The following is a 22,683-nucleotide window of genomic DNA, read 5'->3' as shown; positions in this document are numbered from 1 at the left end:
CGACGAGGTCACTCCGTGACGGTGGGCGGCGCGGTGAGAAACGGGCGCAGCTCCAGCCACTCGTGGATCGGCTTCCCGCCCGCACCGGGGGCGGCCGACAGTTCGCCGGCCAGCTCCAGGGCGCGTTCGTAGCTGTCCACGTCGATCATCATCCAGCCGGCGATGAGGTCCTTCGTCTCGGCGAACGGGCCGTCGGTGACCGGCGGGCGCCCCGCACCGTCATACCGGACGAACGTGCCCTCGGGCGCGAGCGCCTGGCCGTCGACGAACTCGCCGGTCTTCTCGAGCCGGGCCGCGAAGTCGTTCATGTACTGCACGTGGGCCGAGATCTCCTGAGGCGTCCACTGGTCCATGGGGACGTCGTTGACCGGAGCCGGGGCGCCGCGGTAGTGCTTCAGCAGCAGGTACTTGGCCATGGTGTCTCTCCTCGGTGCTGGTACGACCCATTGTGGTCGCGTTCACTCCGGGGACGGAGCCGGGCACGGGTTCTCGACATCACCGCCGGATCTTTTTTCCGGCCCGGTTCGCAGGGGACGCGTCGGGACCGGCGGCCCGGTGGGCACCGGTTGTCGCGACCGATGTCCCACCACGGTGCCGCCCGCGGCGGTCGTTCCCGGCCGCCTCCCCCCCCCCCCGAGGCGGCGGACGTGCGTCGGGTGTGCGACCGGCTCAGGGAAGTACTCCGTCGGACTCACTCGCCCCACTCCCGCTGATCCGGCTGGCGAGTACCTCGTAGTGACGTACCCCTGCGGTTCCTCGTCGTGCCGCTTCGGGCCACAGGCAGTCCAGGACCGAGGCGGACGGACGGAAGAGCGAGGACGGAACCGCCCGGCGGTCGAGCCACTCCCAGCGCACGATCTTGTCCGGCTCGGTGACCCGGGGCCTGCCCGTGGCCCGCCGGGTGACGGCCGCCGCCGTCACCCTGGGCAGCCTGCCCACAGCGTCGACGAGCACCGCCATCACCAGGACGTCCGACGCGGACACGACAAGCCCGGTTTCCTCCGCCAGTTCGCGCCCGGCGGCCGTCTCGAAGTCCTCACCGGCGTCGACCTTGCCGCCCGGCAGTTCCCAGCGTCCGTCGTGGCCCAGGCCGAGCAGGACCCGTCCGGCGGAGTCGAGGACGGCGAGGCCCACACCGGTGAGGCTGTGGGAGGCGGGGTGGACGCGTTCCGGGCGCTCGGCGCCCTCTGCGGGAGAGTTCACCCGCCCATTCCACATCCTCGAGGCCTTCGCGTGCCATGCCCGCTAGAGCAGATCGCGGGGCACCGACTCGTTCCAGGTGCGGGAGAACACCCGGCGTTCGGCTTCGTAGCCGTCCAGCGTGGCGTCGACGAAGAAGCTGTTCTCGTCGCAGGTGAGACGTGTGTGCGTGACCACGCGTACGTCCCAGTCGTCGCGCCGGAACTCCATGGTCCAGGTGGACTCGCCGCTGACGGACGTGAAGTCGTCGGCGACGGACGCGTAGCGTTCGTGCGCGCGGCGGCCGACGTCCAGGCCGATCTCCTCGAAGCGGACCGTGCCACCGTCCTTCACGGTCTCCAGCTCGGCGTTGTAGCCGACCAGGTCGCGCTTCACGTCCCAGCGTTCCTCCGGGGGCGTCAGCGTGGTGGTGACCAGGGGCGGGGTGCCCTCCGGCTCGCCGAACGGCGTGGCCCGGTTGTCGTCGGCCTTCTCCGGGGGGCGGACCGGGAGGGTGAGCGTGCTGGAGCCGCTGTGGACGCCGAGCGTGGCCGGCTTCGGCGGTGGCCAGGCGAGCGGCCAGTAGGACGTGGACAGGGACAGACGGATGCGGTGCCCCGGCGGAAAGCTCTGCGCCACCCCGTTGAGGTGGACGGTGGCGCGGTAGCGACGTCCGGGCACCAGCGGTTCGGGCCGCTCCGCGCTGTCCAGCCTGGTGAGGTTCAGCAAGCCGTAGGTGACCCGGGTGGCGGCACCGTCGGGGCGGACGTCCGACAGGCGTGCGGCCACCATGGCGACCGGCTGATCGACGGACAGGTCGAGGTCGACGGTCGGCGACCCGAGGATCTCCAGCCGCTCGGTGAGTGGTCCGGTCTCGAAGACGAGTGAGCCGCCGTCCTCCTCACGCTGGTCGTAGGGCAGGTCCGGTGGCGCGTTGTAGGAGGCCCACTTGCCCGCGAACTGACCGACGGACAAGGGGGACCGCACGGTCAGCGCGTCGTCGCCCCCGACACCTGCCGTCTCCTCATGCGACTCGCCGGCAGGCGCGATCCCGTGCCGGGTGAGGGCATGTGTGGTCGGACGGACGCGCGGTGACGGCCAGCACGGCTCCGCCACCCAGCGCCCCGGCCGTTCCTCGTACGACGTGGACGGCGGGACGCTGTCCTGCATCCACGTCCTCAGCATCGGCTCGTCCATGACGCCGTTGTCGACACCCTTGAGCCAGTGGTCCCACCAGCGCACCACCTCCTGGAGGTAGCCGATGGCGGGGCCGGGTTCCCCGAGGTGCGGGAACTTGTGCGACCAGGGACCGATGAGGCCCTTGCGGGGTCCGTCCAGGTGGGCGAGTAGCCGCGTGACGGCGTTGGAGTAGCCGTCCGCCCACCCGCTGGACGCCAGTACCGGGCACCGCACGTCCTGGTAGTTCTCGGCGACCGAGGCGTGTCGCCAGTAGTCGTCCAGGCGCTGGTGGCGCAGCCATTGCAGGACCCACGGCCGGGAGTGCTCCAGGCGTTCGTTCCACATGTCGCGCCAGCTGTCGCCGACCACGGCGGGATCGGGCGGGCAGGTGGCGTAGGCGAACATGGTGCCCGCCTCGGCCAGGTTGTCCGACAGCATGGCTCCGCCCATGTAGTGCATGTCGTCCGCGTGCCGGTCGTCGGTGAAGGAGGCGATGACCACGGCCTTCAGGCTCGGCGGCTGCCTGGCGGCCACCTGGAGGGCCGCGAACGCCCCCCAGGACAGGCCCATCATCCCCGTGGTGCCGTCGCACCAGGGCTGCTCGGCGAGCCAGGCCAGCACCTCCTCGGCGTCCCTCTGTTCCACCTCCAGGTACTCGTCCCGCAGCACCCCCTCCGACTCGCCGGTGCCACGCAGGTCGACGCGGACGCAGGCATAGCCGTGCCCGGCGATGTAGGGGTGGTGGACGGAATCCCGTACGGCGGTGAGGTCCCGTTTGCGGTACGGGATGTACTCCAGCACCGCGGGGACGGGCTCGTGGTCCGACGACGTGGGGCGCCAGACACGCGCCGACAGGCGGACGCCGTCGGACATGGGGATGACGACGTGTTCCTCTTCCTTCGTGGTGAAGGGCAGGTGGGTCACATGACGCATGACCGGCGCTCCTTACTCTCGCGATCCTCGCGCTGCTTCCGTGGGCTCGTCGAAGGTCAGGCCCAGGGCGGCGACGCACTGGTCGTACTTCCTGCGCATGTCCTCCTCGTCGTCGCCGCCGGTGAAGATGTGCGCGAGCTCGTAGCTGTAACTGTCCTGCTGAGACAGGTCGGACAGCCGCTGCCCCCGTTCGGGCAGGACTTCGATCCGTACACCCGGGATCTCGCGTTCGACGCGGGCGATGTCCTCGGCGGAGGGAACATCGCGCACGACGCCGTCCGTGAACCACCGGTGGTACCACTTGGCCGCCATCGCGTACGGCCCCTGCCGGTGCGGCATGCGCGGGTCCTGACCGAGGGCGAGGGCGAGCATGCAATGGTGGTTGGGCACGCCGTCCACGTACTCGAAGAGCTCCGCGTGCGACTGCGAGTGGCGCGGGTTGATCTCCAGCAGGCTGATGTCCTGGCTTCCGGGATCGTAGAAGTACTCCACGCTGAACGTCGCGGAGTCGAAGCCGATCCGGCGCATGACCCGCTCGGTGACGGTGTGCAGTCGTTCGATCACCTGCGGGGGCAGCATGGACGGGTACTGGTGGCGCAGGAAGCATGGCGAACCGGGGTAGTCGATGGAGTCCAGCGTGCCGTAGACGGTCACTTCGCCCTGGTGGACGTAGCCCTCCACGGCGACCTGGACACCCGACAGAGCCTCTTCGGCAAGGCAGACCCGGCCGCCGACGCCGTCCATCTCCGGCGGCAGGTCGACCTGGTCGAGGATGTGCTCGAACGGGCGGCCGATGCGGGAGATGCCCTCGCGTATCTCGGCGACGGCTGCGCCGAACTCCTTCTCGTCGGCCACGCCGAAGGCGAGTTCGGAGGAGTAGGACAACGCGGGTTTGAGCCACATCGGGAACCGCACGCCGTCCGGAGTCCGTGGCGGGTCGGCCTTCAGGTCGACCCGGCCGAAGCGTGGATGGCGGTCCGTCACCTTCTGCTGCTCGAGCCTGCTCCAGTACTTGTGCTCGCACTTGACCACCGACGCCAGGCTCGTGGTGCGGGTGCCGTAGCGTGCTCCGAGGATCGGCACCAGGGTGCTGACCGGGAAGTCCCAGTAGCCGACGATCGCGTCGATGCTTCCGTCGAAGGCGTCCAGCACCTCTTGTGCCTTATCGATCACCCCCGGTAGCGACACCTCCCCGTCCTGTAGCTCCTCGACCGTCAGAAGGCCATGGAAGCGAAGCGAATCCGCCCCCGGTACGGCTTCGAGCGTCGGAAGATTGGTCTCGTCGAGACCCACCACGAAGACGTTCTTGACATTCTGGTCAGACACGACTCTCCTCTCTCCTCCCAAGATCGGCTGGGTACCCGCGAGTGGCTCGGGCAACCCCGAACGGGAGTCGGGCGGGGCGTCGGTCCCGAGGAGGGGGGGCGAATGCCTCTGGTCACGACGGGCCGGCGCGGCAGGGAACGGGAAGGGGGCGGGCGCGCCCGGCAGTTCGAGGGGCCCGGCACCGGGCGGCGGTCCCGTTCGCTGGCGGGCCGGCGGAGCCCGCGCCGGACGGGAGGACGAAGCGGGCGTACGCCTTCTCGTCAGATCAGGCGGAAGAGATCGGCGGCGGCCTGGACGTCGGTGAAGTCCTCGACCGAGCGCAGGTTGTCGCACAGGGCCTCCAGGACCGAGCCCTCTTCGGCGACGCGCGGGGCGCCGATGGCGACGCCGAAGACCCGGAAGCCCAACAGGCGCTTGGACTCGTTCCACGCGCGCATCCATTCCTCGGTGACGCCGCAGTCGTCGTCGGTGAGCATCACGATGTCGCCGCGTGTACGGGCGGCGTCGTTGAACTCCGCTGATCGTCCGCAACAGCTCGGCCGTGTCCCGTGCGCCCCGCGCCGCCGGTGTGTCCTGTGGCCTCATGGTCAACTCCTCGTCTCCGGCGGCCGGCCGGGCGGGCGAGCCGCGGAGTGTCTCGCCGAATCGCCCGTTCTCCCGGTCGGCGCGCTGCTCCAGCGGCCACCGAGGATGGTGCCATGGGCGGTGGTCGGGCCGTTGGGCGCGGCCGACCCGGCGAGCCGGGCCGTCGGCGTGGAGGTCGAAGCGGTCCGTGGGGGCGGGCGGGTCGCCGACGGGGTGGGCGGTGTAGGCGGTGCGCAGGCCGAGGCCCTGTGCTCCGCACACGTCCCAGGCGTGGACGGCGACCCTCGGAAGTCGTCGAGTCTCGAGCGGACGCGGGCATGGGCCGCGGGCAGGGCCGCCGGCATGGGACCGAGCATGGGACCGAGCACGGGACCGAACGCCGGCACCGACACGCCAGGACGCCCTCCGCCGGCCCCTGACGAAGAACTACTCGGCCGTCGCCTCAGTCGGGTCACTCTGCGAGGAGTGGGGGACCGGGATGTCGTCCGTCGCCGCCAAGTAAGCCGCCACCCCGTCCAGCGCACGCTGCAGGCCGAAGTCGAAGTCGTCGAACTCGTCGCTCTCGGCGGCGGCGTCCGCGTCGAGGTTGTCGAAGGCGCCGTCCTCCACGGCCTCGCGCAGCGCCGGCAGCCTGCCGTTCTCGGTCACCCGGCGGAGGAAATCCTTGTAGCCCGCCAGTCGTCGCTTCGTCCCCTCGGGGTCCTGCAGCAGAATGGCGGTGATGCTGGCCTCGCTGCGGACCTGGCCGCTCACCAGCAGCGTGATCGCGATCTTCTCTCCGTGGCCGAGGCGGGTGCCGGAGAGGATCCGGAGGCTCTGGTCGAGCCAGGCCAGCTGGTTCGGGGTGATGGGCGGTCCGCCGCTCGCGGCCACCAGCCCGATCGCCCAGGGATGACGAAGCAGCGCCTCGCGCATGGAGACGCACCAGTACTCGAGGCCCGCGCGCCACCCGGTGACGTCGTCCGGCAGCGGCGCGGGTGCGCCCACGGCCGAGTCGACCATCAGCGTCACCAGTTCGTCCTTGGTGGCCACGTAGCGGTAGAGCGCCATGGTCGAGGACCCGAGCTCCTTCGCGACCCGGCTCATCGAGACCGCTTCGGCCCCCTCGCCGTCGGCGATCGCGACGGCCGCCGTGATGATCCCGTCGAGGGTCAGCCCGCGCTTCGGGCCCTTCACGGGGCGGTCGCGCAGCCCCCAGGCCGCTTCCACGCCGGCGGGGAATGCGTCGTTCTCCATGGCCAGGAGTGTATGACATACACAGTTCCGTGTACGCCCTACGCAGATTCGTGTATGGTCTACGCAGTAGCGTGTATGGCGTACGCAGAGGAGCTCCGCACCCATGACACCGGCCATCGAGGCCCACGGCCTCACCAAGTCCTACGGGGAGGTCGACGTCCTGCGCGGCGTCGGCCTGACCGTCACCTCCGGGACCGTCTTCGCCCTGCTCGGCCCGAACGGCGCCGGCAAGACCACCACCGTCCGCATCCTCGCCACCCTCCTCGCCGCCGACGCCGGCGATGCCCGGGTGGCCGGGCACGACGTCGTCACCGAGCGAGCCCGCGTACGCCGGTCGATCAGCCTGACCGGGCAGTACGCCGCTCTCGACGACCAGCTCACCGGCGTCGAGAACCTCCGCATGATGGGCCGCCTCGCCCGTCTGGACCGCGCCGCCGCGCGCGCCCGTGCCGAGGAGCTGTTGACTCGCTTCCGGCTCACCGAGGCCGCCGGCCGCCGGGTCGCCACGTACTCCGGCGGCATGCGGCGCCGCCTGGACCTCGCCGCCTCGCTCGTCGGCGATCCCACCGTGATCTTCCTCGACGAGCCGACCACCGGCCTCGACCCGCGCAGCCGGCAGGACGTGTGGCAGCTGGTCGCGGAGCTGGCCGGGTCCGGAGTGACGGTCTTCCTCACCACCCAGTACCTGGAGGAGGCCGACCGGCTCGCGGACCGGATCGCGCTCATCGACGGCGGTCGGATCGTCGCCGAGGGCACGGCTGCCGAGCTGAAGCTGCGGGTGGCCGACGAACTGCTGGTCCTGACGCTCGCCGGGCGGGCCGCGTACGAGGAGGCCGACCGGCTCCTCGGCTCACTCGTGGTGCGACGCGATCCCGACGAGCTGCGGCTCGGGGTGGCGACGAGCGGCCGTGCCGGGCACGTCCGCGAACTTCTCGACGCCGTCGACCCCGAACGCGTCCTGGTCGAGCGCTTCGCCGTGCACGGTGCCACCCTCGACGACGTCTTCATGGCCCTCACCGGCACCGGCACCGGCGTCACGCGGCAGAAGGAGCGCACCAGTGTCTGACGTCCTCACCATGACCGGAAGGTCCGTCCGGCTCAGCGCCCGTACGCCCGACGCGCTGATCAGCGCGCTGGTGATGCCGGTCATGCTGATGCTCGTCTTCGTCTACTTCTTCGGCGGGGCGATCGACACCGGCGGCACGTACGTGCAGTACGTGGTGCCCGGCGTGCTCGTGCTGTGCGCGGGCTTCGGCGCCGGCAACACGGCCATGAGCGTCGCGAACGACATGCACGGTGGGATCATCGACCGCTTCCGCTCCATGGACGTCAGTGGCACGTCCGTCCTGGCCGGGCATGTCGCCGCCTCACTCGTCCGCAACATCGCGGCCACCGTCGTCGTCTTCGGCGTGGCCACGGCGATCGGCTTCCGGCCCGCGGCGTCGGCGGCCGGCTGGTTCGCGGCGATCGGAGTGCTCGTCTGTTACATCGTGGCCCTGTCCTGGCTTTCGGCGGCGGTGGGGCTGGTGGCCAAGTCGCCGGAGGCGGCCGGGGGGTTCACCTTCTTCGTCGCCTTCCTGCCGTATCCGTCCAGTGGCTTCGTGCCGATCGACACCATGCCGTCCTGGCTGCGCGGCTTCGCCGAGCACCAGCCGATCACGCCGGTGATCGAGTCGATGCGCGGTCTCCTGCTCGACCGGCCGGTGGGCGCCGGCGGCTGGCAGGCGCTCGCCTGGTGCGCGGCGATCACGGTGGGGTCGGTGGCGGCGGCGGGGGCGCTGTTCCGGCGGCGGACGAGCCGGTAGGGCTTCGCCACGTCGGTGCGGACCCGGCTCCCTTCAGGGCGGGGGCGTCGCCTTCTCCGGCCGGGTGACCCGGCGCAACGCGCGTACCAGGGCCTCGACACCCGCCTCAGCCTTGGACCGAGGACACCCGACGTTGAGCCGTACTCGTCCCGGGCAGCCATAGGTGCCCCCCGGCATGACGGCCACCTTCTCCACCTCCACGAGGTCGCGCTGAAGGGCGTCGTCGTCGACGCCGAGAGGCCGCAGGTCGATCCAGGCCAGGTACCCCGCCTGCGGCGGCTCCCAGCCGAGCTGCGGGAACTCCTCGCCAAGACGGCCGGCCACCATCGCGAGGTTGCCGGCGAGGTATCCGCGCAGGGCGTTCAGCCAGGGCGCTCCCTCGCGGTACGCGGCGATGTGACCGACCAGTGACAGCACCGCGGGGGAGGAAAGGCCGTCCGCCTCCTTGAGCCGCCGCAGGTAGGCCTCCCGCGCCGCGGGATCCCGGATGATCCCGTAACTGCCGGTCAGCGCGGGAATGTTGAACGACTTGGAGGCCGAGGTGAGAACGGCCCATCGACCGTCGCCACCGTGCCGGACCCAGGGCCGGTGGACGTGCGGCGCGTACGCCAGGTCGGAGTGGATCTCGTCGCTGATGACCGCCACGTCGTACCGCGCGCACAGCCGGGCCATCCGGTCCAGCTCGTCCGCCGACCACACCCTGCCCGTCGGATTGTGCGGTGAGCACAGCAGCAGTACGGCCGTGTCGTCGAGCGCCAGGAGCCGCTCGAGCTCCGCCCAGTCGTCCATCGGGCACTGTCGGAGCCGACGTCCGTGGGCCGCCACCGTCTTGGGGAACGCGTCGTACATGGGCGTGTGGGCGACCACGCCGTCACCGGGGCGCGACCACATCCGCAGCAGCTGCGAGACCTGGTAGACGACGGAGGGCGCGTAGACGACCGACTCGGGCTCCACGTCCGTGGCGTGCCGCGTCGCGTACCAGTGGACGATCGCGGAGAGGAAGTCGTCCTGGCGCCACCGCGAGTAGCCGAGGACCCCGTGGTCCAGGCGTTCGCGGAGTGCCGCGATGACCTCCGGGGCGGTCTCGAAGTCCATGTCGGAGATCGTGAAGGGCAGCAGATCCGGCACGCCGAAGCGGTCCTGGACGTAGTCCCACTGCGTGCACCAGGTGCCGTGCCGGTCCACCGGGGTGTCGAAGTCGTACGGCGCCTGCGAGGCCCCGCGAACAGGATGGCCGGTGATGGAGGAGAAGGAGGTCATGGTCAGCCCACCGGGATCATCGTGGCGATGGCGTCCTTCACCGACTGGACCTGCGGGCCGATCACGACCTGCACGTTGTGGCCGTCGAGTTTGACGACTCCCACGGCTCCCAGCTTCTTCAGCCGTGCCTCGTCGACCCGTTCGGCGTCCTGGACCGTCATACGCAGACGTGTGATGCAGTTGTCCAGGGACCGGATGTTGTCGGCACCGCCGATCGCGTCGAGGATGGCGACGGCGTCGTACTTGCCCGCGACCAGCTCGCGCTCGGGTCCCGCCGCCTCGTCCGGCGCGGCGTCCTTCACCTCGTCCTGTTCGTCCGAGCCCCGTTCGTCCGAGCCCCGTTCGTCCTCGTCCTGTGCCGAGAGCTCCTCGCGCCCGGGAGTCCGCAGGTTGAAGCGGGTGATCGCCCAGCGGAACAGGAAGTAGTACACGGTGAACCACACCGCCGCGATCAACGGCACGAGATACCACTTGGTCGTCGAGCCCTGCAGGACACCGAAGACGAGCCAGTCGATGACATTGCCGTCGGTGTTCCCGATGAAGACGCCGAGCCCGGCCGCCGTGAGGAACCCGAGTCCGACCAGAACCGCGTGGATGGCGTACAGCCACGGGGCGACGAAGAGGAACAGGAACTCCAGCGGTTCCGTGATGCCACCCACCACGCAGGCCACGACACCGGACACCAGCAGCGCCTTGATCTCGGGGCGCATGCGGCGGTTCGCGCAGTGGTACATCGCGAGCGCGGCGCCCGGGAGGCCGCCCAGATAGGCCGCCATCTTCCCCTGGGAGAGGAAGTGCGTGGCTTCCGTGACCGCGCTGTTCGGCGCGGCCGAGCAGTCCAGCTGGGCGTAGAACAGGTTCAGGGCGCCGGAGACCTGGTCACCGCACACGGTTCCCGCACCGCCGACGTCCGTGAAACGGAACATGGCCACGAGGATGTGGTGCAGCCCGATCGGCCGCAGCAGCACCTCTCCCATGCCGAAGAAGAACGGCCCGAACACCCCGGTGTGCCCGATGCCCCGGCCCACGGCGGTGATCCAGCCGTTGAACGTCGGCCAGAGCAGCGGGATGAGCAGACCGAGCACGCTGAGGACCAGCGCCGAGACGATCGGGACGAAGCGCAGCCCGCCGAAGAAGGCCAGCGCGTCGGGCATCCGCTGGGTGCGAAATCGCCGGTGGAGAAGGCTGACGACGATGCCGACGGCCACCGCGCCGAGAAGCCCGGTGTCGATGGACTGCACACCCAGCACGTCGGCTATGCCGTAGTGCTCGATCGCCTTCTCGTCCTCGAAGTCGACGCCCTTGGCGGTGAGGTAGAAGTTCACCGCCAGATTCATGGCGGCGAAGCCGACGAAACCCGAGAAGGCGGCCACCCCCTTGTCCTCACGGGCGAGCCCGAGCGGGATGGCCATCGCGAAGAGCACGGGCAGGAAGGTGAAGGCGACCAACCCGGTGTTGGCCATCCACGTGAAGACGAGGTGCCAGCCCTCGCCCTTCAGGAAGGCAACGTTGTCAGTGACGGCCTCGCTGGAGAGCGAGGAACCGATGCCCAGCATGATGCCGCAGAACGCGAGCAGGGCCACCGGCAGCATGAACGTCTTGCCGAGTCCCTGGAGGAATTCCCAGAGTGCGGCCTTGGTCTTCTGCATGTGTAGGGAACTTTCGAGCCTGGGGGGAACGGACCCGGACGCTCGCCGTGGCGATGCGGGGCCCACGGGCACAGCGAGTGGCGGAGGACATGACGTGGGGTGGGAGACCGTCCTTGCGCGGTACCTGGGGTCGTTCCGTGACCGCGCCAAGCAGGACCGTTCCGCCGTACGGATCACATCACAGCGGGTCGGCGACTGTCCATGGAGGCGAAGGCTCCCACTTTCCGCGCCGGGCCCGGACCGGTCCACGGCACCCCCTGTGCCGCGACGCGGGAAATCGCTACCGTGGCCGCCGGGAAAGGCGGAGACTCGTCCCATGGCTGACATGGGGACATTCCGCGAGGCGGTCGTCCAGTGGGCGCCGGAGGGCCCGGACACCTTCGTGCGTGAGCTCGCGGCCCGCCTGTCCGTCCGGGCGGCAGTCCTGCTCGAAGGCCCGAGCGACGTCGCCGCGGTCGGCGCGCTGGCAGCGGCTCGCGGCCGGGACCTGGAGGCCGAAGGAGTGTGCGTGCTGCCGATGGGCGGCGCGATGAGCGTCGGGCGCTTCGCGCGGTTCCTCGGGCCCACCGGTCTGGGGCTCCGCCTCACGGGACTCTGCGACGAGAGGGAGCGCCGCTACTACGACCGAGCCCTGGAGCGGGCCGGCGCGGCAGACCACCGGTACTTCGTGTGCGCGGCGGATCTGGAGGACGAGCTCATTCGCGCGCTGGGCGTGACCCGGGTGGAGGAACTCGTCCGGGCCGAGGGCGACACGCGTGCCCTGCGGACCTTCCTTCGCCAGCCCGCGCAGCAGGGCCGCACCGCGCGACAGCAGCTGCGCCGCTTCCTCGGCACGAAGAAGGGGCGCAAGATCCACTACGCCGGCGTCATGGTCGAGGCACTGGACCCCGATCGCGTACCCGCCCCGCTCGACGACCTGCTCACCAGCCTCTGAGGCCCGTCGGCGCCTCTTCCGGTACTCCCTCAGCCGAGCGTGAAGCGCACCGGTGTCCCGACCGCGGCCTGGGCAGCCGCCGCCAGGGAGGGTTCCGCGACGACCGCGACGACCGGGTAGCCACCTGTTGTGGGGTGGTCGTGCAGGAAGACCACCGGGCGTCCGTCCGGCGGCACCTGTACGGCGCCCAGGACAACGCCCTCACTGGCCAGTTCACCCGTCGACGCCCGTTCCAGCGGCGGTCCCTCGGTACGCAGACCGATACGGTTGCTGTGCGGGGAGACGCGGTACGTGGCCGAGGTGAGGGTACGCAGGGCAGCCGGGGCGAACCAGTCGGCGCGGGGGCCCAGGCGTACCGGCAGGACGAGTTCGGCGGGCGGTCCGGGCCAGGGGGCGGCGACGGACGGTGTCACCGACCGGGGCAGACCCACCGGCACGACGTCGCCGTCCCGCAGGGGTTCGGGTCCCAGCCCGGAGAGCAGGTCCGTCGAGCGGCTGCCGAGGACGGGTTCGGTGGCGATGCCTCCGGCCACCGCCACGTACGAACGCACGCCCGCGGTCGCCGTCCCGACGTTGAGTACCGCACCCGCGGGCACCCGCACGGGCGCCCCCCATGCCGCCGGACGCCCGTCCACGGTGACCGGGCAGTGCGCGCCGCCGACCACCGCGGATATGGCTCGGTCGGGCCGGAGGGCGCAGCCGGTCAGGGTGGTCTCCAGGACGGCGGCGTCCGGGTCGTTGCCGAGCAGCCGGTTCGCCAGCCGCATCGCGGGCGCGTCCAAGGCGCCGGAGCGGGGCACTCCCAGGTGGGCGTGGCCGCGCCGGCCGGAGTCCTGCACCGTGGTGAGGGCGCCGGAGCGTACGGTCGTGAGCCTCGCGGTCATCCCGTGCCTCCCGGGGCGGCGTCCGCTGTGACGAAGCGCACGCGCGTCCCCGGTGCGAGGAGCGCCGCCGGCTCCCGCGTGGGGTCCCACAGGGAGCCCGGGTCCGGCATGGTGCCGATCAGCTGCCAGCCGCCCGGCGTGGAGCGGGGGTAGACGGCGCTGTAGGGGCCGGCCAGGGCGAGGGCGCCCGCCGGGACCCGGGTCCTGGGCGTGGCCCTGCGGGGCACGTGCAGCTCGGCGGGAAGGCCGGTGAGGTAGGCGAAGCCGGGTGCGAAACCGCAGAACGCGACACGGTGGGCGTGGGCGGTGTGGCGTGCGGCGACCTCCTCGGGGGCGACTCCCCACGCCGCCGCCACGTCGGCCAGATCCGGCCCGTCGTAGCGTACGGCGATCTCCACCAGGTCCCCGTCGTCGTCGGCGACGCGCGGCACCTCCCACCCGGTGAGCCCGCGGGCCAGCGCGTCCGGGTCCGGCACCCCGTCCAGCAGGACGGTCCGCGCTCCCGGCACGATCTCCTCCACGGGAGGCAGGGTCCCGGCGGCCCGCCGGCGCAGCACTTCGGCGTGGAAGGCCGCGGTGCTCTCGGCGTCGGGCAGTTCGACGAGCAGCGCGTGGCGGCCGGCCGGACGCACCGTGAGAGACCGGCTCTCCGTCACGCGAACGCCCCGATCCCGACCCCCGACGACTCCAGTGCCTCGCGTACCCGCGCCGCGATCCTGGCAGCGTTCGGGGTGTCGCCGTGCACGCACAGGGACCGGGCGGCGACCGCGACGGTCGTCCCGTCCACGGCCTCGACCGCGCCCCGCACGGCGAACGCCAGCGCGCGCCGTACCACCGCGTCCTCGTCCGTCACCACGGAGTCCGCCTCCCGGCGGGGGACGAGTGTGCCCCGCGCGGTGTAGGCGCGGTCCGCGAAGGCCTCGGGCACGCCGGTGAGCCCGGCCTCGCCCGCGGCGGTGAGCAGCAGCGAGCCGGGGAGGCCGAGCACGGGCAGCGCACCGCCCGCGAGCCGCACCCCGGCCACGACGGCACGGGCCTGCTCGGCGTCGTGGACGGTGCGGTTGTAGAGCGCGCCGTGTGGCTTCACGTAGGCCACCTCGGACCCGGCGGCTTCGGCGAACACCCTGAGCGCACCGATCTGGTAAGCCACCTCGGCCGCCAGTTCGCCGGCGGGCACGTCCATGGCGCGCCGTCCGAAGCCCGCCAGGTCGCGGTAGGACACCTGGGCTCCGATCCGTACCCCGCGTTCGGCGGCGAGGTCGCAGACGCGGCGCATCACCGACGGGTCGCCCGCGTGGTAACCGCAGGCGACGTTGGCGCTGGTGACGACGGAGAGCAGGGCGTCGTCGTCAGTGAGGGTCCAGCGGCCGAAGCCCTCACCGAGATCTGCGTTGAGGTCGATCACACTTTGACCGTAGTCGATTGTTGAACGATCCGACAAGGCATCGACGGGCATGACAGGTGCGCAGGGGCCCGTGAAATTCACCTCTTGTTAGATCGTTCAACGATCGCTAGTGTCCGTGCATCTGCCACGCATCTGAAGCTATGGTCCCCGGACCGATGAAGTCATGGCTCCGCAGCTTCCGGGTCCGTGCTCTGCCCCCTCATGCCTGAAGAAGGCCACCGAATGATTGTTCTCCTCGGTGTGGTCGTGGTGATCCTCGGATTCGTCACGCGCCGCAACCCCGTCCTTGTTGTGGGCGTCGCCGGTATCGTCACCGGACTGCTCGGCAGGATGAGCCCCATGGAGGTCCTCGCGGCCTTCGGCAGGTCCTTCGCCGACAGCCGCTCGGTCACCGTCTTCGCCATCGTGCTCCCGGTGATCGGCCTGCTGGAGCGCTACGGCCTGCGTGAGCAGGCCCGCAATCTCATCGGCCGACTGGGCAAACTCAGCGCGGGCCGGTTCCTCACCGTGTACCTGCTGGTCCGGCAGGTCACCGCGGCCTTCGGCCTGAACAGCATCGGCGGCCCGGCGCAGACCGTGCGGCCCCTGGTCGCTCCCATGGCCGAGGCCGCCGCCGAACGCTCCACGGGGTCCAAGCTGCCCGACCGGCTGCGCGAGAAGGTGCGCTCCTACTCCGCGTCGGCCGACACCGTCGGCGTCTTCTTCGGCGAGGACTGCTTCATCGCGATCGGCTCCATCCTGCTGATCACCGGTTTCGTGAACTCCACCTACCAGCAGGAGATCGAACCGACCCAGCTGGCCCTGTGGGCGATCCCGCTCGCGGTCTGCGCCTTCGTCATCCACGGCGCCCGGCTGCTGCTCCTGGACCGGCAACTGGAGCGCGAGATGGCGCATGCCGCGGCCGAGCACGACCTGCCGCTTCCCGAGGGGGCCGACAAGTGATCAAGGTCGAATGGCTCTACTGGCTGATAGGCCTCGTCTTCGTCGTCATGGCCGTGCAGATGGCCGCCGACCGCAGCAACCCCAAGCGGTGGACGTCCGCCGCGTTCTGGGGCCTGCTCGGCCTCACCTTCCCCTACGGCACCGGCGTCGCCAACGCCACCGCCGGCAACGGCGACTGGAACCTGCCCGCCGAACCGCTCGGTGTCGCGGTCCTCACCCTGATCGTGCTCGCCGGTTTCAACTTCCTCGGCAAGGGTGTCCCGGTCACCACCACCGGCGAACAGCGCGAGGCCTCGGCCACCCGGCTCGGCAGCAGGATCTTCATCCCCGCCCTCACCATCCCGCTCGTCGCGATCGTCTGCGCCTCCGTGCTGGACGAGTCCGGCCTGTTCGAGACGGGCAAGGCCACGCTCCTCGGGCTCGGCCTCGGATGCGTCGTCGCGCTCGTCGTCGGCATGCTGGTCACCGGCGAGCGCAAGCTCTCCGTCCCGATCCACTCCGGCCGCTCCATGCTGGAGGCGATGGGCTCCGCCCTGATCCTGCCCCAACTGCTGGCCGTACTCGGCTCGATCTTCGCCGCCGCCGGAGTCGGCACGCAGGTCGGCGACATCGTGAACAACGTCCTGCCCGACGACTCCAAGTACCTCGCCGTCATGGCGTACTGCGTCGGCATGTTCCTGTTCACCGTCATCATGGGCAACGCGTTCGCGGCCTTCCCGGTGATGACCGCGGCGATCGGCTGGCCCGTGCTCATCCAGCAGATGCACGGCAACGAGCCCGCCGTCCTGGCGATCGGCATGCTGGCCGGCTTCGCCGGCACCCTCTGCACGCCGATGGCCGCCAACTTCAACATCGTCCCGGCCACCCTGCTCGAGCTCAAGGACCAGTACGGACCGATCAAGGCGCAGTTGCCGACGGGCATCGCGCTCCTCGGCTGCTGCACCGTCATCATGTCGCTCTTCGCGTTCTGAGCATCCGCTTCGGCCCTCGTCCGACCGGCACCCGTACGACCCGCAAGGAATGCCCATGACCCGAGTCCTCATCACCGGCTTCGCCCCCTTCGGCGGCGAGAGCGTGAACCCGTCCTGGCGTGCGGCGACCCTGGTGGCCGCCGAACCGCCCACCGGTCTCACGGTCACCGCCGCCGAACTGCCCTGCGTCTTCGGCGAGTCCCTCGACACCCTGCGCGACGCCATCCGCGCGAAAGCCCCCGACCTGGTGCTCTGCCTGGGCCAGGCGGGCGGACGCACCGGCGTCACCGTCGAACGCGCCGGCCTCAACCTCGACGACGCGCGCATCCCCGACAACGCCGGCCGGCAGCCCATCGACGAACCGGTGATCGCGGACGGCCCAGCCGCCTACTTCTCCACCCTCCCCGTCAAGGCCTGCGTCGCCGCGCTGCGGGAGGCCGGTGTCCCGGCCGCGGTCTCCAACACGGCCGGGACCTTCGTCTGCAACCATGTGGCGTACGGCCTGGGCCATCTCATCGCCACCGAGTTCCCGCACATACGGGGCGGTTTCGTGCACGTGCCCTGGGCACCGGAGCAGGTCACCGACGGCACCGCGCCGTCCCTGCCACCCGCCACCGTCGCCCACGGCCTGCGCGCCCTGCTGACCACAGCCGCCCGCACACCGACAGAGCGGGACCTGAAGGTCACCGAAGGAGCCACCCACTGATGCCGCTCAGCGCCTACGCGGCCCCCTTCGCCGGAATCGCCCTCACCAACATCACGCGCGAGTACCCCAACTTCCCCGCCCACCTGATCACCTCACCCGACGAGCGCCCGGAACCCCGCTCCCTGCATCCCGCCTTCTACGGTGCCTACGACTGGCACTCCTCGGTCCACATGCACTGGCTCCTCGTCCGCCTGCTTCGCCGGCACGGCGGTACGCCCTCACTGCCGGACACGGGCCCGGCCGTCGCCGTACTCGACCGGCACCTCACCCCCGGCAATCTCGCCGCCGAGGCCGCCTACCTCCGTGACCGCCCCTCCTTCGAGCGGCCCTACGGCTGGGCGTGGCTGCTCGCGCTCACCGCCGAGTGCCGGGCCCACCAAGGTGCGGCGGGCGCCCGCTGGGCCGAGGCACTGACGCCGGCCGTCGCAGCCGTCGACCGACTGCTGGCCGACTGGCTGCCCAAGGCCACGTATCCGGTACGCCACGGCAACCACCCCAACAGCGCCTTCGCGCTGGGCCTCGCCCTCGACTCGGGAGAACTGTCGGCGGCGACCGACCGAGCCGTGAGGGAACGCCTGCTCGCCTGGTTCGCCGACGACCACGACGCGCCCGCGCACTGGGAACCGTCGGGCCAGGACTTCCTCTCGCCGGCGCTGAGCGAGGCCGACGCGATGCGCAGGGTGCTCCCGAAGGACGGGTTCCCGCGGTGGCTGGACCGCTTCCTGCCCGCGCTGAGGTCCGGGGCCCCTTGCTCACTCCTGGACGTACCGGTCGTCTCCGATCACGCCGACCCGCAGATCGGTCATCTGCTCGGCCTGACTCTCAGCAGAGCGGCCGCGCTGCGCTCCCTCGCGGACGCCCTGCCCGACGGACCGGTCCGCACCCGCCTGCACGCGGCGGCCCGGGCCCACCTCTCGGCGGGGCTGCCGGCGGTGGAACGCGGTGACTTCACCACCGACCACTGGCTGGCGACCTTCGCCGCCCTGGCACTCGACCCGGTCGCCCACGGCTGAGCCCTGTCAGGGCCGACGGCACCGAAGAGCCCGGCGGCTTCGCACCGGAAGGCTTCTCAGCGGCCCGTGGGGTTCCCCGCCCACACCGTTGGTGTCCGGCCCGACCACGGGGCCGCCCGTTCGAGTTGGCCGGCGAGGCGGAAGAGGCGGCCCTCGAGTCCGTAACCGGCGGCGAACTGCATACCGACCGGGAGGCCCGTCCGGGCGTCGGCCGTCACCGGCACGGACATGGCGGGCGTGCCGGCCACGTTGAACGGCATGGTGAACGGCGAGCGGTCGTTGAGGCGGTCGATCCAGCCGAGGCCGTCCAGTGCCTGTGCGCCCCCACCGTAGGTGCCCAGTGGCATCGGAAGCTCCGGCACGGTCGGGGTGAGCAGGATGTCGTAGGCGTCGAAGTACCGTGCCAGACTCCGAGCGACCCGGTTCCGGATCGCGAGAGCGGTGACGAACTGGGCGCCGCCGACCCGCTGCCCGTAGCGGTAGCCGGCAAGGGTTGCCGGCTCGAGGGTCGAGGAGTCGACGGGACGGTCGAAGGCGGCAGCCAACTCGTCGACCGAGGCCGTGAGATGCGTCGTCATCAGACGGGCGTTGTCAAGGACGAAGTCCTCCCAGTCGGCCCCGAGCTCCACCTCGACCTCCTCCACCTGGTGGCCGAGTGACTCGAGCAGACCCACGGTGCGGGAGAGGGCGTCGGCCACAGGTGGTGCGGTTCGGCGTCCGCCCCACGCATGGGTCAGGACGCCGATCCGCAGCGAGCCCGGGTGGCGGGTGACTTCCTCCGCGTACGGACGGGACGGCTCCTGGGCGAAGTAGGGGTCACCCGGCTCCGGCCCGCGGATCCGGTCGAGCAGTGCCGCACTGTCCCGTACCGTGCGGCTGACACAGCCGTGCACGGCCAGACCGCTGAAGGTCTCGTCGGCGTCGGGGCCCATGGAAACCCGGCCACGGGTGGGCTTCAGCCCGAAGAGGCCGTTGTAGGCGGCGGGTATGCGGAGCGAGCCGGCGGCGTCGGTGGCGTGTGCGAGAGGAACCACCCCGGCAGCGACGGCCGCGCCCGCGCCCCCGCTGGATCCGCCCGCGCTCCGCTCCGGGTTCCACGGGTTGCGGGTCGGGCCGTACAGCACTGGTTCCGTCGTGATGCCGTAGGCCATCTCCGGTGTCGCGGTACGCCCGAAGGTCACGAGGCCGGCCCGGCGAAAGCGCAGCATGAGGGCGGAATCGGCGTCGGCGACGTTGCCGACCGCGAGACGACTGCCCAGCTCCATACGTCTCCCGGCCATGGAGACTCCGATGTCCTTGATCAGGAAGGGCACTCCGGCCAGCGGTGTGCTGCCGGGGCTGGGCCCGTCGTCGGTCGGCCAGGTCTCCACGACCGCGTTGATCTGCGGATTGACCGCCTGCGCGGCCTCACGTGCGGCTGCTGCCAGTTCGGCGGGGGTCACCTCGCCCTCCGCCACCAGTTCCGCGAGCCCGACCGCGTCGAAGTTCACGTACTCGGCGATTCTCACTGTCACTCTCCACCCGGATTGCTCGATACCACTGGGTCCCTTACGATACCGAGCAGTATCGAACGGAACGGGCTGGTACCGTAACAGGAGCGAAAGACCCGAACCGACCGGACGTCACGGAGCAGTCATGACATCGACCGCCGGCAGGCCGAGCAGGGTCGCGAAACTGCCCCCTCGCGAACGCATCCTCGACGCGGCGGAAGAGCTCTTCCGGAGCGAGGGGATCAGGCGGGTGGGCGTCCAGGCGATCGCCGAGAGGGCCGAGACCACCAAGATGGCGATCTACCGGCACTTCGAGACCAAGGACGCGCTGGTCGCGGAGTGGCTGCGCATCGTCGCCGCCGAGTACCGGGCGGCCTTCGACCGCGTCGAGGCCGAGAACCCGGGCCGGCCCAGGGAGCAGATCCTGGGGCTGGCCCGCTTCATCGCCGAGGGGCTGCCTGCCATCTCGCACCGGGGCTGCCCGTTCATCAACTCCATCGCGGAGCTGCCCGACCGCTCCCATCCCGCACGACAGGTGATCGAGAAGCACAAGGCACACCAGACCCGCAGACTGGTCGGCATGTGCACCGAGGCCGGCCTGTCCCATCCGGAGCAGGCCGCGGCCGAGATCACATTCGTACTCGAAGGCGCGCAGGTCAGTACCCAGAACAAGAGCATCGATCAGGTGGGTGATCGACTGATGGGAATCGTCGAGGGGATCGTCGACCGGCGCTGATCCTCCCCGGCTTCCTCTCTCGGCAGACCGTCCCACTGATGTCCCGAGCGCCTGACCGGCCATTGTCCGAACGCCCGAAAGGCCCGTCCATGATCTTCATCACCGCCAGGTTCCGTGTCCGGCCCGAGGACGCCGACGCCTGGCCCGACATCACCCGCGCCTTCACCGAGGCGACCCGCGCGGAGCCCGGGTGTCTCTGGTTCGACTGGTCCCGCGGCATCGACGACCCGACCGAGTACGTGCTGGTCGAAGCGTTCCGTGACGACGAGGCCGGTGCCGCGCACGTCGGTTCGGACCACTTCGCCGCGGCACGTGAGACGTTGCCGCCCCACCTGGTGGAAACGCCGCGCATCGTCAACGCGACGGTCCCACAGGAGGACTGGTCGCGGCTCGGGGAGATGGCGGTCCCGGCAGAAGAGGGCTGAGGCTGCGGCAGGCGGCGTGCCGGCCGCTCGCGCGACCCGTCAGCCGAGGTAGGTGGTGCGACCCTCGTCGTCGAGCTCGAACGGTCCGTCGGGGATGACGCAGAACTCGTTGCCCTCCGGGTCGGCCATCACCAGGAACCCGCCGTCGGCGTACTCCTCCAGCCTGCGCCCGCCGAGCGCCTCGACCCGCTGCTGCTCCGCGGCCGGATCGGGGGAGGCGATGTCGAAGTGCATACGGTTCTTGCCCGGCCGGCGCTCGCCCGTCTGCTGGAAGCCGAGGCCCAGGCCGTCTTCGCGCCGCAGCCATACGTACGGCCCGGTACGGCCCATGACCGGCCTGCCGAGCACCTCGGACCAGAAGGCGGCCAACCGTTCGGGGTCGTCGGCGTCGACGATCAGGGCGTTGATCCGCGGATGCGAGTGTGCCATCCCCTGATCCTTCCAGAGGTGCCGGCCCGGGGCCTCTGGAACGCAGGAGGCACCTCGACTTGATAGGCAAGTGATTTCTTGCCTATCCTGTGGCCGTGGCCGACGACCTTTTCAGAGCCCTGGCCGACCGCACGCGTCGCACCATCCTCGACGAGCTCGCGGAGAAGTCCGGGCAGACACTGTTCGAGATCTGCTCGCGACTGAGTGTGAAGCACCAGCTCGGCATCTCGCGGCAGGGAGTCTCCCAGCACCTCGCCGTGCTGGAGGCCGCCGGCCTCGTCGAGACCAGGCGCGAGGGCCGGTACAAGTTCCACGACCTGAACACGGCCCCGTTGCGGCGGATCACCGAGCGCTGGCTCGTGCCCGACGCACCCCAACCCGAAGAGAGCACCCCATGAAGATCAACATGACGAGCGTCTTCGTCGACGACCAGGCCAAGGCCCTGCGCTTCTACACGGAGGTTCTCGGCTTCCTGAAGAAGCACGACGAACCGGTGGGAGAGCAGGACCGGTGGCTGACGGTCGTCTCGCCCGACGAGCCCGGTGGTACCGAACTCCTCCTGGAGCCCGCCGGCCACCCGGCCGTCAAGACCTACCGTGACGCACTCGTCCAGGACGGCATCCCGCTCGCCCAGTTCGCCGTCGGTGATGTGACGGCGGAATACGAGCGTCTGCGTGAGCTGGGTGTTCGCTTCACCCAGGAGCCTGTGGAAATGGGCCCCGTCACTGTCGCCGTCTTCGACGACACCTGCGGCAACCTCATCCAGATCGCGACTCAGGCACAGTAGACGGTTCTCGGCGGCGACCGGCCGCCGTCAGGCGGCCTGCGCCTTCTCGTGCTTCCAGAAGCCCGAGAAGGTGATGCGTTCCTTGGGCAGGCCCAGACGGTGCAGATGCCTGCGGCCCTCGGTGGCCAGGGCCGACTCACCGACCACGAAGGCGTATCCCGTCGTGCTGGCGGAGGTCAGCCGCCGAAGCTCCCGGAGTGCGGCGACGCCGGGAACGGAGGTGCCGTCCTGTCGCGCGATCCAGGAGACCGACACTCCGGCGGGCCCGTGCAGTGGGCGCCGGTCGTCCGCGGTGGGAATCTCCTGGATGAGCCGTCCGACGGTCCCGCCCGGCAGGGAGCGCAGAATGCCGGCAGCGGCGGGCAGGCCGGTCTCGTCGGCCACGACGGTGACCTCGGAGGCGTCCTGCGGGCAGTCGAAAAGGATTCCCTGGTCGAGCAGGGCGAGCGGCTCCCCCGGGGCGGCACGGCAGGCCCAGATCGCCGCCCTGCCCTCGATGTCGCCCCCGGGGCGGCGGTGCACGACGAAGTCGATGTCCATCTCCGCCGCCTGCCGGCGGAAGTCGGCCACGGAGTAGTTGGCGCAGTGCGGCCGTTCGTGCTCGGGGATGGCGAGATAGGGCTGCCACCACTGGGAACCGGTGAACTCCGGGAGCCGGAGGCGGCGTTGGCGGGGGAGCCGGAGGAAAAGGCGGAACCAGTGGTCATACCCGAGCCAGGGGAACTCGGCAAGGTCCGGACCGGTGACGGTCACGCGCTGCATGGACGGGGAGACGCGTTCGGTGCGCACCACGTGGGCACGGAACATCC

General features: G+C 70.8%; 24 protein-coding genes and 1 pseudogene. 11 read left to right on the top strand and 14 right to left on the bottom strand.

What is annotated here, in order from left to right:
• Nucleotides 1-8: 8 nt before the first annotated feature.
• From ABEA26_RS00130 to ABEA26_RS00100, 6 genes and pseudogenes are all read right to left on the bottom strand, one after another.
• Nucleotides 9-416, bottom strand: a complete 408-nt coding sequence (locus ABEA26_RS00130) for a YciI family protein (protein ID WP_345587969.1) — start codon at nt 414-416, stop codon at nt 9-11.
• A 253-nt stretch (nt 417-669) separates the two neighbouring features.
• A complete protein-coding gene (locus ABEA26_RS00125; protein WP_345587967.1) occupies nt 670-1,203 on the bottom strand; it encodes a nucleotide triphosphate diphosphatase NUDT15 in 534 nt (177 codons plus the stop codon).
• 42 nt (nt 1,204-1,245) lie between these two features.
• Nucleotides 1,246-3,291, bottom strand: a complete 2,046-nt coding sequence (locus ABEA26_RS00120) for a CocE/NonD family hydrolase (protein WP_345587965.1) — start codon at nt 3,289-3,291, stop codon at nt 1,246-1,248.
• A gap of 12 nt (nt 3,292-3,303) precedes the next feature.
• On the bottom strand, nt 3,304-4,617 hold the full coding sequence (locus tag ABEA26_RS00115; protein WP_345587964.1) for an ATP-grasp domain-containing protein: 1,314 nt from the start codon (nt 4,615-4,617) through the stop codon (nt 3,304-3,306).
• Nucleotides 4,618-4,877: 260 nt separating this feature from the next.
• A pseudogene (locus tag ABEA26_RS00110) lies at nt 4,878-5,132 on the bottom strand (vWA domain-containing protein); the annotation flags it as partial.
• Between the two features lie 496 nt (nt 5,133-5,628).
• Nucleotides 5,629-6,438 carry a TetR/AcrR family transcriptional regulator gene (locus ABEA26_RS00100; RefSeq protein WP_345587962.1) on the bottom strand — a complete coding sequence of 270 codons (810 nt, stop codon included), beginning with the start codon at nt 6,436-6,438 and terminating at the stop codon, nt 5,629-5,631.
• A 103-nt stretch (nt 6,439-6,541) separates the two neighbouring features.
• Between ABEA26_RS00100 and ABEA26_RS00095 the strand changes: the two genes are divergently transcribed.
• Both ABEA26_RS00095 and ABEA26_RS00090 read left to right on the top strand, forming a co-directional pair.
• A complete protein-coding gene (locus ABEA26_RS00095; protein WP_345587961.1) occupies nt 6,542-7,504 on the top strand; it encodes an ATP-binding cassette domain-containing protein in 963 nt (320 codons plus the stop codon).
• Nucleotides 7,505-7,514: 10 nt separating this feature from the next.
• Nucleotides 7,515-8,243 (top strand): ABC transporter permease, encoded by a 729-nt coding sequence (locus tag ABEA26_RS00090; protein ID WP_345588151.1) that lies wholly within the window; start codon nt 7,515-7,517, stop codon nt 8,241-8,243.
• Nucleotides 8,244-8,276: 33 nt separating this feature from the next.
• Here ABEA26_RS00090 and ABEA26_RS00085 read toward each other — a convergent pair whose 3' ends face one another.
• Nucleotides 8,277-9,503 (bottom strand): MalY/PatB family protein, encoded by a 1,227-nt coding sequence (locus tag ABEA26_RS00085; protein ID WP_345587959.1) that lies wholly within the window; start codon nt 9,501-9,503, stop codon nt 8,277-8,279.
• Nucleotides 9,504-9,505: 2 nt separating this feature from the next.
• Nucleotides 9,506-11,152 (bottom strand): maltose/glucose-specific PTS transporter subunit IIBC, encoded by a 1,647-nt coding sequence (gene malX / locus ABEA26_RS00080; RefSeq protein WP_345587957.1) that lies wholly within the window; start codon nt 11,150-11,152, stop codon nt 9,506-9,508.
• 316 nt (nt 11,153-11,468) lie between these two features.
• On the opposite strand from malX, the gene ABEA26_RS00075 reads away from it, so the two are divergent.
• Nucleotides 11,469-12,086 carry a TOPRIM nucleotidyl transferase/hydrolase domain-containing protein gene (locus tag ABEA26_RS00075; RefSeq protein WP_345587956.1) on the top strand — a complete coding sequence of 206 codons (618 nt, stop codon included), beginning with the start codon at nt 11,469-11,471 and terminating at the stop codon, nt 12,084-12,086.
• Between the two features lie 29 nt (nt 12,087-12,115).
• Here the strand turns inward: ABEA26_RS00075 and ABEA26_RS00070 are convergent, their stop codons facing one another.
• Genes ABEA26_RS00070 through ABEA26_RS00060 form a run of 3 tightly spaced genes read right to left on the bottom strand, consistent with a single transcriptional unit; the run spans nt 12,116 to nt 14,375 of the window.
• Nucleotides 12,116-12,970: a 5-oxoprolinase subunit C family protein gene (locus ABEA26_RS00070; protein ID WP_345587955.1), complete on the bottom strand. Its 855-nt coding sequence runs from the start codon at nt 12,968-12,970 to the stop codon at nt 12,116-12,118.
• Nucleotides 12,967-13,626 (bottom strand): 5-oxoprolinase subunit B family protein, encoded by a 660-nt coding sequence (locus ABEA26_RS00065; RefSeq protein WP_345587954.1) that lies wholly within the window; start codon nt 13,624-13,626, stop codon nt 12,967-12,969. Before ABEA26_RS00065 ends, ABEA26_RS00070 begins: the two co-directional genes overlap by 4 nt.
• On the bottom strand, nt 13,623-14,375 hold the full coding sequence (locus tag ABEA26_RS00060) for a LamB/YcsF family protein (protein WP_345587953.1): 753 nt from the start codon (nt 14,373-14,375) through the stop codon (nt 13,623-13,625). Before ABEA26_RS00060 ends, ABEA26_RS00065 begins: the two co-directional genes overlap by 4 nt.
• 222 nt (nt 14,376-14,597) lie before the next feature.
• Between ABEA26_RS00060 and ABEA26_RS00055 the strand changes: the two genes are divergently transcribed.
• Genes ABEA26_RS00055 through ABEA26_RS00040 form a run of 4 tightly spaced genes read left to right on the top strand, consistent with a single transcriptional unit; the run spans nt 14,598 to nt 18,007 of the window.
• Entirely contained in the window at nt 14,598-15,317 is a 720-nt protein-coding gene (locus tag ABEA26_RS00055) for a DUF969 domain-containing protein (protein ID WP_345587951.1), read from the top strand.
• Nucleotides 15,314-16,288, top strand: a complete 975-nt coding sequence (locus ABEA26_RS00050; RefSeq protein ID WP_345587950.1) for a DUF979 domain-containing protein — start codon at nt 15,314-15,316, stop codon at nt 16,286-16,288. Before ABEA26_RS00055 ends, ABEA26_RS00050 begins: the two co-directional genes overlap by 4 nt.
• 55 nt (nt 16,289-16,343) lie before the next feature.
• Nucleotides 16,344-16,994 carry a pyroglutamyl-peptidase I gene (pcp, locus tag ABEA26_RS00045; protein ID WP_345587948.1) on the top strand — a complete coding sequence of 217 codons (651 nt, stop codon included), beginning with the start codon at nt 16,344-16,346 and terminating at the stop codon, nt 16,992-16,994.
• A complete protein-coding gene (locus ABEA26_RS00040; protein ID WP_345587946.1) occupies nt 16,994-18,007 on the top strand; it encodes a DUF2891 domain-containing protein in 1,014 nt (337 codons plus the stop codon). The genes pcp and ABEA26_RS00040 overlap by 1 nt, the downstream gene beginning before the upstream one ends.
• Before the next feature lie 56 nt (nt 18,008-18,063).
• Here the strand turns inward: ABEA26_RS00040 and ABEA26_RS00035 are convergent, their stop codons facing one another.
• Nucleotides 18,064-19,515 (bottom strand): amidase, encoded by a 1,452-nt coding sequence (locus ABEA26_RS00035; protein WP_345587944.1) that lies wholly within the window; start codon nt 19,513-19,515, stop codon nt 18,064-18,066.
• Nucleotides 19,516-19,642: 127 nt separating this feature from the next.
• On the opposite strand from ABEA26_RS00035, the gene ABEA26_RS00030 reads away from it, so the two are divergent.
• Nucleotides 19,643-20,233, top strand: coding sequence for a TetR/AcrR family transcriptional regulator (locus tag ABEA26_RS00030; RefSeq protein WP_345587942.1), 591 nt, complete (start codon nt 19,643-19,645; stop codon nt 20,231-20,233).
• An 89-nt stretch (nt 20,234-20,322) separates the two neighbouring features.
• Entirely contained in the window at nt 20,323-20,658 is a 336-nt protein-coding gene (locus ABEA26_RS00025) for a putative quinol monooxygenase (protein WP_345587940.1), read from the top strand.
• A gap of 39 nt (nt 20,659-20,697) precedes the next feature.
• On the opposite strand, the gene ABEA26_RS00020 is transcribed toward ABEA26_RS00025, so the two are convergent.
• The gene (locus ABEA26_RS00020) at nt 20,698-21,087 is read right to left on the bottom strand and encodes a VOC family protein (protein ID WP_345587939.1); all 390 of its coding nucleotides are present in this window, start codon (nt 21,085-21,087) and stop codon (nt 20,698-20,700) included.
• A gap of 95 nt (nt 21,088-21,182) precedes the next feature.
• On the opposite strand from ABEA26_RS00020, the gene ABEA26_RS00015 reads away from it, so the two are divergent.
• A complete protein-coding gene (locus ABEA26_RS00015; protein WP_345587937.1) occupies nt 21,183-21,485 on the top strand; it encodes an ArsR/SmtB family transcription factor in 303 nt (100 codons plus the stop codon).
• Entirely contained in the window at nt 21,482-21,874 is a 393-nt protein-coding gene (locus ABEA26_RS00010) for a VOC family protein (protein WP_345587935.1), read from the top strand. The genes ABEA26_RS00015 and ABEA26_RS00010 overlap by 4 nt, the downstream gene beginning before the upstream one ends.
• A 27-nt stretch (nt 21,875-21,901) precedes the next feature.
• Here the strand turns inward: ABEA26_RS00010 and ABEA26_RS00005 are convergent, their stop codons facing one another.
• Nucleotides 21,902-22,681: a siderophore-interacting protein gene (locus ABEA26_RS00005; protein ID WP_345587933.1), complete on the bottom strand. Its 780-nt coding sequence runs from the start codon at nt 22,679-22,681 to the stop codon at nt 21,902-21,904.
• Nucleotides 22,682-22,683: the final 2 nt, after the last annotated feature.

The sequence above is a fragment of the Streptomyces marokkonensis genome, from assembly GCF_039539045.1.
Classification (GTDB): domain Bacteria; phylum Actinomycetota; class Actinomycetes; order Streptomycetales; family Streptomycetaceae; genus Streptomyces; species Streptomyces marokkonensis.
Note: the sequence above shows the minus strand (reverse complement) of the source record. Positions and strands in the feature narration are given on the sequence as shown.

Excerpts from the sequence above, each read along its gene's own strand:
- ABEA26_RS00130 (WP_345587969.1), bottom strand. The coding sequence starts at position 416 with ATGGCCAAGTACCTGCTGCTGAAGCACTACCGCGGCGCCCCGGCTCCG.
- ABEA26_RS00120 (WP_345587965.1), bottom strand. The coding sequence starts at position 3,291 with ATGCGTCATGTGACCCACCTGCCCTTCACCACGAAGGAAGAGGAACAC.
- ABEA26_RS00100 (WP_345587962.1), bottom strand. The coding sequence starts at position 6,438 with ATGGAGAACGACGCATTCCCCGCCGGCGTGGAAGCGGCCTGGGGGCTG.
- ABEA26_RS00095 (WP_345587961.1), top strand. The coding sequence starts at position 6,542 with ATGACACCGGCCATCGAGGCCCACGGCCTCACCAAGTCCTACGGGGAG.
- ABEA26_RS00090 (WP_345588151.1), top strand. The coding sequence starts at position 7,515 with ATGACCGGAAGGTCCGTCCGGCTCAGCGCCCGTACGCCCGACGCGCTG.
- ABEA26_RS00085 (WP_345587959.1), bottom strand. The coding sequence starts at position 9,503 with ATGACCTCCTTCTCCTCCATCACCGGCCATCCTGTTCGCGGGGCCTCG.
- malX (WP_345587957.1), bottom strand. The coding sequence starts at position 11,152 with ATGCAGAAGACCAAGGCCGCACTCTGGGAATTCCTCCAGGGACTCGGC.
- ABEA26_RS00075 (WP_345587956.1), top strand. The coding sequence starts at position 11,469 with ATGGCTGACATGGGGACATTCCGCGAGGCGGTCGTCCAGTGGGCGCCG.
- ABEA26_RS00070 (WP_345587955.1), bottom strand. The coding sequence starts at position 12,970 with ATGACCGCGAGGCTCACGACCGTACGCTCCGGCGCCCTCACCACGGTG.
- ABEA26_RS00055 (WP_345587951.1), top strand. The coding sequence starts at position 14,598 with ATGATTGTTCTCCTCGGTGTGGTCGTGGTGATCCTCGGATTCGTCACG.
- pcp (WP_345587948.1), top strand. The coding sequence starts at position 16,344 with ATGACCCGAGTCCTCATCACCGGCTTCGCCCCCTTCGGCGGCGAGAGC.
- ABEA26_RS00040 (WP_345587946.1), top strand. The coding sequence starts at position 16,994 with ATGCCGCTCAGCGCCTACGCGGCCCCCTTCGCCGGAATCGCCCTCACC.
- ABEA26_RS00030 (WP_345587942.1), top strand. The coding sequence starts at position 19,643 with ATGACATCGACCGCCGGCAGGCCGAGCAGGGTCGCGAAACTGCCCCCT.
- ABEA26_RS00025 (WP_345587940.1), top strand. The coding sequence starts at position 20,323 with ATGATCTTCATCACCGCCAGGTTCCGTGTCCGGCCCGAGGACGCCGAC.
- ABEA26_RS00020 (WP_345587939.1), bottom strand. The coding sequence starts at position 21,087 with ATGGCACACTCGCATCCGCGGATCAACGCCCTGATCGTCGACGCCGAC.
- ABEA26_RS00010 (WP_345587935.1), top strand. The coding sequence starts at position 21,482 with ATGAAGATCAACATGACGAGCGTCTTCGTCGACGACCAGGCCAAGGCC.
- ABEA26_RS00005 (WP_345587933.1), bottom strand. The coding sequence starts at position 22,681 with ATGTTCCGTGCCCACGTGGTGCGCACCGAACGCGTCTCCCCGTCCATG.